Source organism: Enterococcus sp. DIV0176, assembly GCF_050528535.1.
GTDB lineage: Bacteria > Bacillota > Bacilli > Lactobacillales > Enterococcaceae > Enterococcus_B > Enterococcus_B thailandicus.
Genome location: NZ_CP172879.1, coordinates 948,705 through 962,196, shown reverse-complemented (window position 1 = coordinate 962,196; position 13,492 = coordinate 948,705). Strand labels below are relative to the sequence as shown.

Annotated in this window: 14 protein-coding genes; 3 read left to right on the top strand and 11 right to left on the bottom strand. The window is 35.9% G+C overall.

Annotated elements, in window-relative coordinates:
- Nucleotides 1-372 precede the first annotated feature (372 nt).
- Both IGJ66_RS04645 and IGJ66_RS04640 read right to left on the bottom strand, forming a co-directional pair.
- The gene (locus tag IGJ66_RS04645; RefSeq protein WP_071869390.1) at nt 373-753 is read right to left on the bottom strand and encodes a hypothetical protein; all 381 of its coding nucleotides are present in this window, start codon (nt 751-753) and stop codon (nt 373-375) included.
- A 146-nt stretch (nt 754-899) separates the two neighbouring features.
- On the bottom strand, nt 900-1,187 hold the full coding sequence (locus IGJ66_RS04640; RefSeq protein WP_067485057.1) for a hypothetical protein: 288 nt from the start codon (nt 1,185-1,187) through the stop codon (nt 900-902).
- 137 nt (nt 1,188-1,324) lie between these two features.
- Between IGJ66_RS04640 and IGJ66_RS04635 the strand changes: the two genes are divergently transcribed.
- Nucleotides 1,325-2,005 carry a YitT family protein gene (locus tag IGJ66_RS04635; protein WP_071869388.1) on the top strand — a complete coding sequence of 227 codons (681 nt, stop codon included), beginning with the start codon at nt 1,325-1,327 and terminating at the stop codon, nt 2,003-2,005.
- Between the two features lie 115 nt (nt 2,006-2,120).
- On the opposite strand, the gene IGJ66_RS04630 is transcribed toward IGJ66_RS04635, so the two are convergent.
- The 5 genes from IGJ66_RS04630 to IGJ66_RS04610 all read right to left on the bottom strand — a co-directional run bounded on the left by IGJ66_RS04630 (nt 2,121) and on the right by IGJ66_RS04610 (nt 6,855).
- A complete protein-coding gene (locus tag IGJ66_RS04630) occupies nt 2,121-3,149 on the bottom strand; it encodes a zinc-binding alcohol dehydrogenase family protein (RefSeq protein ID WP_430616885.1) in 1,029 nt (342 codons plus the stop codon).
- 434 nt (nt 3,150-3,583) lie between these two features.
- Nucleotides 3,584-4,345 carry a hypothetical protein gene (locus IGJ66_RS04625; RefSeq protein WP_430616884.1) on the bottom strand — a complete coding sequence of 254 codons (762 nt, stop codon included), beginning with the start codon at nt 4,343-4,345 and terminating at the stop codon, nt 3,584-3,586.
- Between the two features lie 117 nt (nt 4,346-4,462).
- The gene (locus tag IGJ66_RS04620) at nt 4,463-5,410 is read right to left on the bottom strand and encodes a LacI family DNA-binding transcriptional regulator (protein WP_075491188.1); all 948 of its coding nucleotides are present in this window, start codon (nt 5,408-5,410) and stop codon (nt 4,463-4,465) included.
- Between the two features lie 273 nt (nt 5,411-5,683).
- Complete coding sequence (locus IGJ66_RS04615; RefSeq protein WP_430616883.1) at nt 5,684-6,460, bottom strand: alpha/beta fold hydrolase; 777 nt, start codon at nt 6,458-6,460, stop codon at nt 5,684-5,686.
- Nucleotides 6,457-6,855: a hypothetical protein gene (locus IGJ66_RS04610; RefSeq protein ID WP_067485042.1), complete on the bottom strand. Its 399-nt coding sequence runs from the start codon at nt 6,853-6,855 to the stop codon at nt 6,457-6,459. The genes IGJ66_RS04615 and IGJ66_RS04610 overlap by 4 nt, the downstream gene beginning before the upstream one ends.
- Before the next feature lie 137 nt (nt 6,856-6,992).
- Between IGJ66_RS04610 and IGJ66_RS04605 the strand changes: the two genes are divergently transcribed.
- Both IGJ66_RS04605 and IGJ66_RS04600 read left to right on the top strand, forming a co-directional pair.
- Nucleotides 6,993-7,535 carry a DUF2179 domain-containing protein gene (locus IGJ66_RS04605; RefSeq protein ID WP_430616882.1) on the top strand — a complete coding sequence of 181 codons (543 nt, stop codon included), beginning with the start codon at nt 6,993-6,995 and terminating at the stop codon, nt 7,533-7,535.
- A 159-nt stretch (nt 7,536-7,694) separates the two neighbouring features.
- Entirely contained in the window at nt 7,695-8,309 is a 615-nt protein-coding gene (locus tag IGJ66_RS04600) for a hypothetical protein (protein ID WP_067485039.1), read from the top strand.
- Between the two features lie 37 nt (nt 8,310-8,346).
- Here IGJ66_RS04600 and IGJ66_RS04595 read toward each other — a convergent pair whose 3' ends face one another.
- The 4 genes from IGJ66_RS04595 to pflB all read right to left on the bottom strand — a co-directional run bounded on the left by IGJ66_RS04595 (nt 8,347) and on the right by pflB (nt 13,388).
- Entirely contained in the window at nt 8,347-9,213 is an 867-nt protein-coding gene (locus IGJ66_RS04595) for a DUF1803 domain-containing protein (protein WP_430616881.1), read from the bottom strand.
- Nucleotides 9,214-9,303: 90 nt separating this feature from the next.
- On the bottom strand, nt 9,304-10,230 hold the full coding sequence (locus IGJ66_RS04590) for a manganese-dependent inorganic pyrophosphatase (RefSeq protein WP_071869348.1): 927 nt from the start codon (nt 10,228-10,230) through the stop codon (nt 9,304-9,306).
- Nucleotides 10,231-10,316: 86 nt separating this feature from the next.
- Nucleotides 10,317-11,078: a pyruvate formate-lyase-activating protein gene (gene pflA, locus IGJ66_RS04585; RefSeq protein ID WP_067485032.1), complete on the bottom strand. Its 762-nt coding sequence runs from the start codon at nt 11,076-11,078 to the stop codon at nt 10,317-10,319.
- Nucleotides 11,079-11,159: 81 nt separating this feature from the next.
- Nucleotides 11,160-13,388, bottom strand: coding sequence for a formate C-acetyltransferase (gene pflB, locus IGJ66_RS04580; protein ID WP_430616880.1), 2,229 nt, complete (start codon nt 13,386-13,388; stop codon nt 11,160-11,162).
- Between the last annotated feature and the right edge of the window lie 104 nt (nt 13,389-13,492).

Here is a 13,492-nt window from a genome sequence, read left to right as displayed (position 1 = left end):
ATGCGTCATTTATTTTATGTTTTTTTGCCGTGACTTTTTTCACAAGTATAATTATTGGCATTATTGTTAAGTCATTGCTACCATAGATTCAACGGACGTCCGCTAATAGCAAAATAAGAAGCTAGGATGAGAGAGGAATCTTTGGGGGATTTCTTTCTTAACCTAACTTCTTTTTAATTTTTTTATTTCTTTTTACCATGTTGATATTCGTACCCACATTTTTCCTACAGAAATGCATTACTTGGCATCATAACTAGGTAAGGTTACTTCAACTTAATCATCAGATAAACTTTCTATAAAAAAATAACTCATTTCCATTATGTGCTCCTATGCTCTTTGACAATTTCCTACAAAGAACGATAAGATAAACGCTTAACTACGTTTTATGTACAAAGCTCTTTTTTTAATGACGTTTCTTACATAGTTAGTAAAAGATTGGTAACTACTTTGGATTGTTTTTATGACATTGTTCTTATCCCCAAAAAAGTTCGTTTCCTCTCGTCCAAGCAGGTAACCGATGAATGAAATACAGACTAGACATATCCCCAACCAAACCAATGCTGCCGAATGAACATCTGTTGTTTTTGGCAATTGTTCTCGCATACTGATCATCGTTTCCCCCAGTGGTCGTCTATAAATCGTTCCGTGCACAGTAAGTGATGCTTCGCTCCCCTGTGTGGCAAATGCTACTGGACTTATCAAGAAAATAGCTAACAGAAATGTCGTAACGATCATTAGCTTTTTCTGACTCATTTCATCCCCCCTTCGTTATGTGACGTAATTGCTTTCCCCGATTTAAATAATAACAAAATCTATTGCTTTAAATCTATTCAAATTTTACCGTCCCATCGGAAAATATCATTTTAAAAAAACAACGCTTCATACGCTTATTTTTTTATTTAAATTATTAATTCTGTTCCTGTTTCTTTCACACCATATAATGGCATAATTTCATTATCCACTTGATAGTAGATATTTTTTTCACGATTCATCATTAGTCCAACTAAGATTTCTTTCATTGTCAGCACGTTTTTTTGTTGATTAAAATGTAAAATCACTTCATTTTTTTGTGTGATTTCAATTGTTGTAACTGGCCGTTTATGATTTTTAGTCATTAAGAAAATCCCTTGATATTCTTTGCTTTGTGGTGGATTTGTCAATATAGTTAATAAGTCAGCAGCTCGCATAATCTTCTCCTTTATTTTTGTTTGCCTAAGAAAAAGTTTTCTGATGATAAAAAATTTCTTTTTACCCCTTGAAGAATTGATTCTATTTGTATAATATAGGGGTTGCTGAAAATTTTCAAACAGAAAAGGGGTTAGAGATGAAAAAACTACATTTATTTACAGACCTTGGTGGAATTATTTTAGGTGCTGGGATCTACGGGCTTGCTGTAACAGGAATCAATGTACCTTCAAAACTTGCTGATGGCGGGGTGACAGGTATTGCGTTACTGCTAAATAATCTTTTTGGATTTGCACCTTCAATCACTTCATTAGTCTTTAATTTACCATTATTACTGATCTCATTATTTATTTTTGGAAAACACGCATTTCTTCGTACGATTGTTGGAACATTTGCGTTGGTTTTCTTTTTACATTTATGGGAAAGTCTTCATATACAGTTTGCCGTTGGGAACTTGTTCATTAATAGTCTGATGACTGGTCTGCTTTCTGGAATCGGTTGTGGATTAGTTTTTCGCTTTGGGGGCAGTACGGGCGGAACGGATATTTTATATCAAGCAATTGAAAAATATTTTCATGTTAAAATCGGAAAGAGTCTTTTCTTGGTCACTTTTGTTATCTTAGTAGTGTCCCTTTTATATCTTGATCTTAGACACTTCTTATATACTTTACTGAGCTGTTCTGTTTTAGCTTATACGTTAAACAAAGTAAAATACGTCCAGCTTCCTGATTTCTTTCAATCAGCGAAAGATTCAATGGTGACTTTAGAAGAAACTACAACGCCTTTTGAAGAATTACCTGAATATCAAGAACCCATTTAATACAATTCTTTTATCAAATTTAAAGAGAGCTCGGAATGTACTGAATCTCAAAAGTTTGCTTTTTTAACCTAACTTTTGGATGCCCTACAGATATCCTAGCTCTCTTTTTATCTATTTAGTCAACAAAACCGCCAGTTAAGACCACTTTTCCTTGAACGTGCCCCTCTTCGACATCTTTTGTTGCCTCTTTCAAATGGGCGACAGAAATTCCTTGATAAATTTTACCCACATGACTATGAATTACTTTCTGCTCAATCAAAGTAGCAATTTCTGCTAAGATCTCCCCTTGTGTCTCAATTTTATAGTCAAAATCTGTTTTCGCAAACATGTACTCCCAGTCAAAACTAATTGATTGATTTTTCCATTCACCAATTGGCAGTGGCTGATTGACACCCACGATTGAACCTACTCGTCCTCCAGGCTGAACAAGCTCTGGTAGTTGCTGGAAATAAGGTAGCACATCATACAATACGGCCACATAATCGACTCGATTCGTCCCTAAAGAAATTAATTGTTCCTTTAAATCTTTGTGATAGTCTAAGGGATGATCCACGCCATTGTTACGAAGCCATTCAAAATTTTTAACACTGGCTGTTGCAAATACTTCAAGACCACTCCAGTTAGCAAGTTGAGTCAAAATGGAACCAACACCACCCCCACCATTGATGACTAATATTTTCTTTCCTACATTTGCTTTCGCTTGTGGTGTTAATTGAAATTTTTCAAATAATAATTCAAAAGCTGTCAAGCTAGTTAATGGTAATGCAGCTGCTTTTTCATCTGATAAAGAATTGGGTGCTTTAGCAACGATTCTTTCATCAACTAATTGAAACTCTTGATTACTTCCTGGACGTTTGCTGCTTCCTGCATAAAAAATGCGTTCGCCCACTTGAAACTTTTCAACAGCATCGCCTACTGCGAGGATTCGTCCAACTGCATCAAAACCTAAAACGGTTAATTGCTCTTTTTTTGCCGCCCCCTGACGAAGCTTCGTGTCAACTGGATTAACAGAAATCGCGTCAACTGCTACTAATAAATCGTGGCCAGTCGCAACAGGTAAAACGTCCATTATTTTGATGAAGCTATCTTTTTCTTCGATTGGTAATCCTTGATAAAAGCCAATTTTTTTCATTTGTTTTGTCATGATTTCCCCTACTTTCTAAAGGTTGTGGTTCAAACCGCTTAGCTCCGAACAGATAGCGAGCAAGCACTCAAAATAGCTTTTCATATTTTGAAGTGAGTGCAAGCTATTTCGAGGAGCTGCTTGGGGAACACCGCGGATAAGGTTGTGGCTTCAAGCGTTCAGATCCGAACAGATAGCGAGCAAGCACTCAAAATAGCTTTTCATATTTTGAAGTGAGTGCAAGCTATCTCGAGGAGCTGCTTGGGGAACACCGCGGATAAGGTTGTAGCTCACCTACATTCAAGTAATTGTAAACATCTAAGGTTATCGCATAAAATCCGTTCCGCCACCGACTAACAAACACTACCCAAACCACTTTCACAGATAGTTAACAAAACACAAAAAGAGCGATGATTTGCATCATTGCTCTTTTCATCATTTTCAATCATCCATTGTTATTGCTTGAAATAACTATTTTCTGTCAATGAATTGCCTTGATCTTCAATCAATCCATGAAGTGATCGTTCTAACACACCATGTGCTTTTTTTGTTTTAGTTGTCTTTTTATTTGTTGCCTTCATTTTTGTTTCTTCTTCACCTTTGTGAAAAGACTTGACCGTTTTATCCCCTTTTTTCTCTTGATACGGCGTTGGCTCAATATCAAATAGCAAGTACGCATCTTCTTCTTTTTTCATTGATTGAATCAAATCATTTTCCGTCACCTGTGTTTCTCTAGGGTCTGGAATAATGGATGCTGGAATAAATTTTGGTACAAAATAAGAACGCTCATGAGTGATGTTATTTGTTGTTGAAGATTTTGTATTACGTGTAGGTGATGTCACCTGTTGATTCGTTTGAACGTGATTTTTTTCACCAAAAAGCTGCTTCCGACCAGTCGATGTCGTCTTAGGCTGATAGTGCTTTCCATATTCTGGTAAATTCTCTTTATAATGTTCCAACTTTTCTTGACGTGGTGTACCTTTTGTCGTTCCACTCATCGTACGTCTTTGTTTTCGCTGGTGTGTCTGTTCTCGTTCGCTCTCATCAAAGTGAAACTCTTTTGTCCGACCATAACGCTGTTGCGGATGCTGATCTGTTTTGCTCATCAAATCATCGACACCATCAAATAAAACGCGATTAGACTCAGTACTTAATTTTACTCCAGTTTCATCATCATAAGCGGGAAAACGAAAATGCTTTCGCTTGATTTCTTTCATTTAACTCATCCTTTTCAAAACGGAACTTTTCTCAATCATAGCATAATTTCAACCATTTCAGTAATAATGCGCTGATAAATTTCAGAAATCATACGCTCTTTTTAAAGAAAACTTGTATTATTTGGTCGTTTCACGCAAAATAACTTCTGGAAAAAATCGCCGATACCCTTGACTTGCCCCTTTTTCATCAATTTTTTTCAACAGCATTTCACCACAAGCTTCTCCCATCCGAATAATATCTTGCTTCACCGTTGTTAACTTAGGAGAACTAATCTGATCTAAAAAGACGCCATCAAAGCCGATTACCCCATACTCTTCCGGAAGTTTCCCGCCAGCTTTCATAATCCCACGGACAACACCCAAAGCTAAACGATCTGAACTACAAACAAAACAAGTATTCTTATCAAATTCATCCCAATGCGTATCAATATATTCTTCCGTCTTTGTTGAATGATTGGGAAAACGAACGGTTTTTGTCGGCAAATTTTGTTCCTTCATAACGGCTAAGTATCCTGCTTCTCGGGCACGTTCAAAAGGCTCTGCCACATCCATTCCAATATAAACCACTGATTCATATCCTTTTGATAGAGCATATTCAGTTGCTTTCGTTGTGCCGTATTGATTATCACTATCTACATAATCATAGCCAAAATCATTTTCTCCAAATAAAACGACCGGCTTCTCCAGACGAGCAATCCAATCAAAATCTTTTTCACGCATTCCTGTAATGATGTAGCCGTCACAAGCACCCACATCGAAGCCACTCGTTGTCACTAACTGTAATGAATAATGTGCTCGACCAATTCGATTCGCGATTCCCATCAGCAAGTTCATATAGTACGGTTCTGTTGTGTCGATTTCTTCTAAAATAAACAATTTGATTACTTGTGATCGATTAGAAACAAGTGCTTTTGCCGCAATATTAGGGCGATAGTTCAATTCAGCCATCGCTGAAAAAACCAGTTCTTTCAGCTCATCAGTGACTTGTTCAGGATGATTGATAACCCTTGATACAGTCATCTTTGAAACATTTGCTAATTTTGCTACGTCTGCTAGAGTTGTCATAGCTCTACCTCTTTCTAACAAAAATTTCGCGAATACAGCTCACGATGAAGGACATAGACCAATTTATTTCAACTTCTATTATACCGAAATTCATCTCATTTTATAGTCAAGTTTCCATATCTTTTCTATCATTAAACAAAAAAGTCAAAAAAAAAGAGATTGGAATCAAAGAAATTTCCAACCTCATTTTTCTAAAGATAAGTACTTTGCTCAAAAAAGTCAGCTCTTTATTCAAAAATCCTCATTCTATTTTCACTACTAAATACTATTCTCTTACATCTTTCCTTCATGATTTTCTTTAATCAAACACTTGTAAAAAAATTCAGCAGCTTCTTCCATCAATGGAATTTCAACTAAATGACCTTGCTTTTCTGAAGAATGAAAAATAATTTGTCGTCCCGCTTTGGTCCATTGATTCGCCTTCACGAAATCAGCGGTTTGCTTGAAAGGAATTTTTTCATCTTCCTTTCCATGCCAGAAAAACAAAGGTCTTTCTGCTAAACGTTCAGGGCTTAAAGATAAATCATATCTTTCTACCCAAGAAATCAATTCAAAATAGTCCTTAGGTAAACGAAAGCCGAATTCTTTTGCACGGGCTTGAATTCCTTGTCCATAAGCAAGGGGCGCAGGAGAACCCATTAGACAGGCTCCTGCAATTAGCTTAGGATGCTGACTAAGTAATGCACAAGTAGTCATCCCTCCCATTGAAACACCACCTACAGCTATTTTTTCATGTAAAAGTCCACGTTTATCAAGATGTTCTATTAGTGTGTCAAATTCAAATAAATTACCATAAATACTATTCCAAAACGTATATGAAGGAATGGAGGATACCGGTTGTTTTCGCTCCCCATGATTCATTGCATCTGGCAAAATAACTCGAATCCCATATTGAGCAATCTTTCTGCCTTGTGTCAAAACTAATTCCTTACTTGTCTGCCAGCCGTGATAATAAATGACCACTGGGATTTTTGTCTGTTTTAGTTCCTCTAAAACAACTTCTAACACAGGAATTGCTTTCACATTACGTTTCATCATGATTGGGTTCATTTCGAGTCACCTAACTTAATTAAATTTATATGTTGAAAAAATAACCAGCTACTACTTAAAAATTGAAAAAAACTAACACTACCAAAAAGCAGTAAAGCTGGCCTTAAATACCATTGTGGAAATAAAAAAAGAGCAACGATTCCGATTATTCCTAAGATCAGAGTTAATAACGGATAAATCGAAAAACGAAGAAAACTCGCTACACCACCAAACATACTTCCAATAAAAAGTACTAAAAAGAAAATAACACTTATCAGGAAGTAATCAATAATGGATAACGGAAAGAACAGATTTTCTACCTCAAACGTTTCTTGAACAGCATAAACAGCTAAATACACACTAAAGATCATACTTAATAGATGGCTAACACAAATCAGTTGATTGATTTTTTTCATTGCATCACCTACTCACTGTCTTTATAATATAATTATAATCCTTTTTTAATTTATTTCAAATGAAGATACTTTAAATTTTTCCCAATTTTTGTTTTTTTTGCTATTGTAGAGAAGAAAGATATAGGAGGAGTGGTTTGATGGTTGATCCAAAAATGTTACTGATGATTTTTATTATCAATTTTGCGTATATTACGCTAAATACCCTACGATTTATGCTGACAATGAAAGGATATCGTTTAATTGCACCACTTGTTAGTATGGTTGAAATAATCATTTATATTATGGGACTTTCGCTGGTCCTTGATCGTTTAGATAATCCTTTAAATCTATTTGTTTACGCACTGGGCTATGCTGTGGGGATAAGTGTTGGCATCTTAATCGAAGATAAATTAGCGCTTGGCTACATCATGGTTACAACAATTTTACCAACGAATACTTCGGAAGATAAAAACCTTCCTCGAACTTTACGAGAAAATGGCTATGGTGTTACACAGACTTCTGCAATGGGGCTTGAAGGTGAACGTTTAGTTTTAGAAATTCTTTCCCCTCGTAAAAGTGAACGTGAACTATATAACTTGATTAAAACAGTTGAAGAACGTGCATTCATTATTTCCTACGAACCAAAATATATTTCTGGTGGATTTTGGACAAAAAAAGTTCGGAAACGTCAGAAAAATTAAGTTTTACTAATTGAAAAATCAAAAGTGTTTTCTCCTACCGGATCAGACAATATTACTTGTTTGAACCGGTTTATTTTTGTCTAAACCTCGACAAAAGCTCATTGTTTTGTTATGATAATATATGCAAACTATCATTTTCAGTATCGGAGAACAAGTTGAATGAATCGAAAAACAATGATTTATCTCCAATTAGCTTCGCTATTTGGACTCTCGGCAATCCTATTCTTTGCACTACATACCTTTTCTACAACTTCTGATGCACCAAATCATGCGCTGGGATGGCTCTTACTAGATTACTCAACGCTTAATACGCTAGACCAAAGCGCTGGTTTACTTATCTTATCTTCTTTATCATCGCTTCTGTTTGCAATCTTTTTTTCACGCTACGTCTACCTAGAAAAAACAGAAGCATTAGCAGAAGCTTCCTTTATTTTTATCGCACTAAAATTGTTTTCCTTTTTAGCTGTGTTACTGTACACCTTTAATCAAAATTCGCTGTTCTTTTTCATTTTAAATGGCTTGGTTGTCACCTTAGCAATTTTTTCTTTCTTTTTCTTCGCATTGGTTTTTAAAGAATTAAAATTAAGTCCTTTTTTCTGCTGGGTCTCACTCATTTGTTTTGGTTATAATTTCTTTGCCTTTTTGTTTCTGGCATTTGCACCAACAATTCAAACAACGATTATTCAAGATGTAAGTAATTGCTTTGATTTCTTATTTGTAATTTGTTTAGCATTTCTAATGTGGCAATATCAACGAAACAAATCCTATAAGTAAAAAGACAGACAAACGATTGAACGTTTGTCTGTCTTTTTTATTTTGCCTTGATATAAGAATACACCGTTAAACCAAGTGTTTTTTTCACTTCTTCGTAAATTCTTCTGTTAACAAAAGCAAGTTCCGATTCTGTTAAATCAACACTCTCAGTAAACTGGATGGCAGTCAACTCTTTTTTACTCTCAAGAACTGGTAACAGTAATTCAAACGTTGGTTCTGCTTGAATTGTCTTCGTTTGGATTAAGGATTCCAAAAAAATATTTGGACGACGATTTTTAAATTTATTTAATCGAACGCGCTCAATAATTACTTCTACTTGATCAAAATAATAGGATTCATTCACATCTCCCAGCAAAGTTGCTAATGAAAAGAAATCGGGGAACTGCGTAGGTTTATTTTTTTGAACGAAGAAATAATTAGCCAATGTTACTGGAAAATTTTCTGTAGTAGAAATCGAAACAAATTGATAGTCTTCATTTCCGGCAATTGTTTTTCGTGTCGTTTCCCCTTTTCCCTCATAACCATAAAAAGCCTGATTGTCTTCTTCAAAACAAGTGGACCAAAGTGTTTCTCCCACGATGAATTGTTGTTCCACTTGGGAAAATTTAGACAACTGTTCACTTAATCGTTGTACTTGATTAGCTATGATTTCTTGATAGCTAGCTTCATTTTCTGTAAAGATGGGAAAGTTTAACTTATACCTTCTTTCCTCACGCAGAATTAGTCCAGCTTCAATTAGTTGATCCAAAAAGTGTTCAAACTTTCGCTGAGGAAATACTTTTTTTAATTCTCTCAAAATGACCGGCTCAGGCTGTTCATTTAAATAAGTAATAACTGGTGAGAACAGCGGATCAGCCACCAATTTTTGATAAACTTTATTTTTTGGTGAATAAAAATAATTCATTTGCTCCCTCATTCCATTTAAATTTTATCTTTTATTCGTGATAAAAAAAGCTGAGTCGTAGTTTATACTCGACTCAGCTAGATCAGTAAATTAACTAAAAACTTCTGTTAATTGAGGAACAACTTGTTTTTTACGAGAAACAACACCTTTTAAAAATGCACGATTGTTTGTTAATTTTGTTTGGAATGCTGCTTCAACTTTTTCTTTGTCATCTCCAGCAACTAATAATTCTGAGTCGCTATCTAAAATATTTGTTACGACTAAGACAAACAAATCATAATCATTTGTAGTCATTTCTTCAGCCATTGCTGCTTCTAACTCAGTTTGACGATCCATTACTTCATTCAAATCAACCGTGTTAACTTGGGCAATGCGGACGTTTTTTTCACCCATTGGAAAACTTTTTGCATCTAAATCAAGCAAAGTTGCAGCTGATTTATCACTTAATTTTGTACCAGCTTTTAGCATTTCTAAACCATAAACATTTAGATCCACTTCTGCGATTTCTGCAAGTTCTTGCGCTGCTTTTTCGTCTTCTGGTGTAGAAGTTGGTGATTTGAATAGCAATGTATCAGAAACAATAGCAGAAAGCATGATTCCTGCTATTTCTTTTGGAATGCTTACTTGATTTTCTTTGTACATTTTTAAAACGATTGTACTTGTGCAACCTACTGGCTCTGCACGGTAGTATAAAGGATTAGCTGTTTCAAAATTTGCGATACGATGATGATCAACTACTGATAAAATCGTTACCTCAGCAATATCTGAAATACTTTGTTGAAATTCATTATGGTCAACCAACATGACAGCTGCATCTTCTGCTTTCGCTGACTCTACTACGCGAGGTGCCGCTAAACCAAATGATTCCAAGGCAAACTGTGTTTCTTCATTAGGCGTTCCTAATGCTACAGCTTCTGTTTGTTTGCCTAATTCATTTTGTAAATGTGAGAATGCAATCGCCGCTCCAATTGCATCGGTATCTGGATTTTGGTGTCCAAAAACTAAAATTTTTGACATGTCATTCGCTCCTTTGTTCTTTCTCCTATTTAATAATAGCAAAAAAACGGAAAAGAGCAATACTAACTTCCTTTTCCGTTTCAAAACTATCTAGTTAAATATCCTTGGTAATCTTCTGTATGCAGTAGTTGTTTTGCGTTTTCTACACGCTCTTTCGTTGGTGGTTCAATTCCATCCAGTGGGTATTTCAAGCCTAATGTTTCCCATTTATATCGACCCATAGTGTGGTAAGGAAGAATCTCCACCTTATCAACATTGTTCAACGTTTTAATAAACTCATCTAACCGAATCAGATACTCATCGTAGTCACTACGTTCAGGAACAAGGACGTGTCTAATCCAAACTGGTTTACCGATTTCTGACAAATATTTTGCCATTTCCAAAATATTTTGGTTCCCATTTGCTGTCAAAATCTTATGTTGATCGTTATCGATATGTTTGATATCAAATAATAACAAATCCGTGTATTCCATTAGTTCTTCAAATTTACTGAAAAACGGTTCTTCGCGGGAGAATGGTTTGCCACAGGTATCAATCGTTGTATGAACCCCTTGATCTTTTGCTTTTTTAAAAAGATCGATTAAAAAATCTAATTGCAGTAATGGCTCACCACCACTAATGGTAATACCACCTTTATCTCCCCAAAATTCTCGGTAAGCAAGTGCTTCATTTAACACATCGTCTGTTGTACGTTCAACACCACCGCCAATATTCCAAGTATCTGGATTATGACAAAATTGACAACGCATCCGACATCCTTGCATAAATGCGATAAAACGGATACCAGGGCCATCAACGGACCCAAAACTTTCAGTTGAGTGAATAAAACCTGTTACAGGTGTTGTCATAGACGTGTCCTCCTAATAATGACTTTTCGAGTAAAAAAAGGCGAATCGACTGAATCAGTCCATCCGCCTCCTTGACTTTTGTTACATTGATTCGTGCATTGTACGTGCAATTACATCGTTTTGTTGTTCGCGTGTTAACTTGATGAAGTTTACTGCATATCCAGAAACACGGATAGTTAATTGAGGATATTTTTCTGGATGTTCTTGGGCATCCAATAAAGTGTCACGGTTGAACACGTTGATATTCAAGTGGTGACCCATTTTCTTCGCATAACCATCAAGCATTGTTGCCAAGTTTTCTTCTTGCGTTTCTTCGTCGCGACCTAAAGCTTTAGGTACGATTGAGAATGTATTTGAAATACCATCTAATGAATATTCATATGGTAATTTTGCTACTGAAGACAAGCTTGCTAATGCTCCGTGTGTATCGCGACCATGCATTGGGTTAGCACCTGGTGCAAATGGTTCGCCTGCGCGACGGCCATCAGGTGTATTACCAGTTTTCTTACCATACACAACATTTGAAGTGATTGTAAGAATTGACGTTGTTGGTGTTGAATTACGATAAGTTTTGTTACGTTTAACTTTTGTCATGAATGTTTTTAATAATTGAATAGCAATTTCATCTACACGATCATCATTGTTACCATATTTAGGGTAGTCGCCTTCAATTTCGTAATCTTCAACAATTCCATTTTCATCGCGAACTGTACGAACAGTTGCATATTTGATTGCTGATAATGAGTCAACTGCTACTGAGAATCCAGCAATACCAGTTGCCATTGTACGCAAGATGTCTGTATCTTGTAAAGCCATTTCAATACGTTCGTATGAATATTTATCATGCATATAGTGAATGATATTCAATGTATTTACATATAATTCAGTAATCCAGTCCATCATAACGTCGTATTTTTCCATTACTTCATTGTAATCAAGAACTTCTGAAGTAATTGGTTGATATTTAGGTCCAACTTGTGCTTTTGATTTTTCATCAACCCCGCCGTTGATTGCGTATAACAATGTTTTCGCTAAGTTTGCACGAGCTCCAAAGAATTGCATTTGTTTACCGATTCGCATAGCTGATACACAACAAGCAATTCCGTAGTCATCGCCCCAATGTTTACGCATAACATCGTCATTTTCGTATTGGATAGCTGATGTTTGGATACTCATTTTAGCACAGAAAGTTTTAAAGTTATGTGGTAAACGAGTTGACCATAGAACAGTTAAGTTTGGTTCTGGAGCTGGTCCTAAGTTTGATAATGTGTGTAAGAAACGGAAACTATTTTTAGTTACCATGTGGCGTCCGTCTTCACCCATACCGGCGATTGATTCTGTAACCCAAGTTGGGTCACCTGAGAACAAAGCGTTGTAATCCGGTGTACGAGCAAATTTTACAAGACGTAGTTTCATAACGAAATGGTCAACGATTTCTTGTGCTTCTTCTTCAGTAATAACGCCATTTTGTAAATCACGTTCTATATAGATGTCTAAGAATGTTGATGTGCGTCCTAATGACATTGCCGCACCATTTTGTTCTTTGATTGCTGCTAAATATCCAAGGTATAACCATTGGAAAGCTTCTTTTGCATTTGTAGCAGGTTCTGAAATATCGAATCCGTAGATATTGCCGAGTTCTTTCAATTCGCTTAACGCACGAATTTGTTCGTTCAATTCTTCACGTTGACGAATAATATCATCTGACATGATACCAATACCACAGTTAGATAAATCAACTTGTTTTTCTTTAATCAAATAATCTACACCATAAAGTGCTACTCGACGATAGTCACCAATGATACGTCCACGTCCATAAGCATCTGGAAGACCAGTGATAACACCTGAACGACGTGCTGCACGAATTTCTGGTGTGTATGCGTCGAAAACGCCTTGGTTATGTGTTTTACGATAGTCACGGAAAATGTGAGAAACTTCTGAATCAATTTCAAATCCGTAAGCTTCAGCTGCTTGTTCAGACATTCTGATTCCACCAAATGGTTGTAAGCTGCGTTTGAATGGTTTTTCTGTTTGGAATCCAACAACCGTTTCCAAATCTTTGTTCAAGTAGCCTGGACCATGTGAAGTAATTGTAGATACAACTTTAGTATCCATATCTAATACGCCACCAGCTTCACGCTCTTGTGTGTTCAATTCCATTACTTGATCCCAAAGTTTTGTTGTTGCTTCTGTTGGGCCAGCTAAAAATTCGTCATTACCGTCATAAGGGGTATAGTTTTCTTGGATAAAATCTCTAACGTTTACTTCTTCTTTCCAGGTTTTTCCTTTAAATCCATTCCATTGCTCCATTGTATGGACCTCCTAAAAGTTTCTGTTTTATGTAACAGTTTTTACGTGATTAGTATAACACAGAGCGTCATCTTTGCAAGGGTTTTCTTGTTTTTTCTTTAACA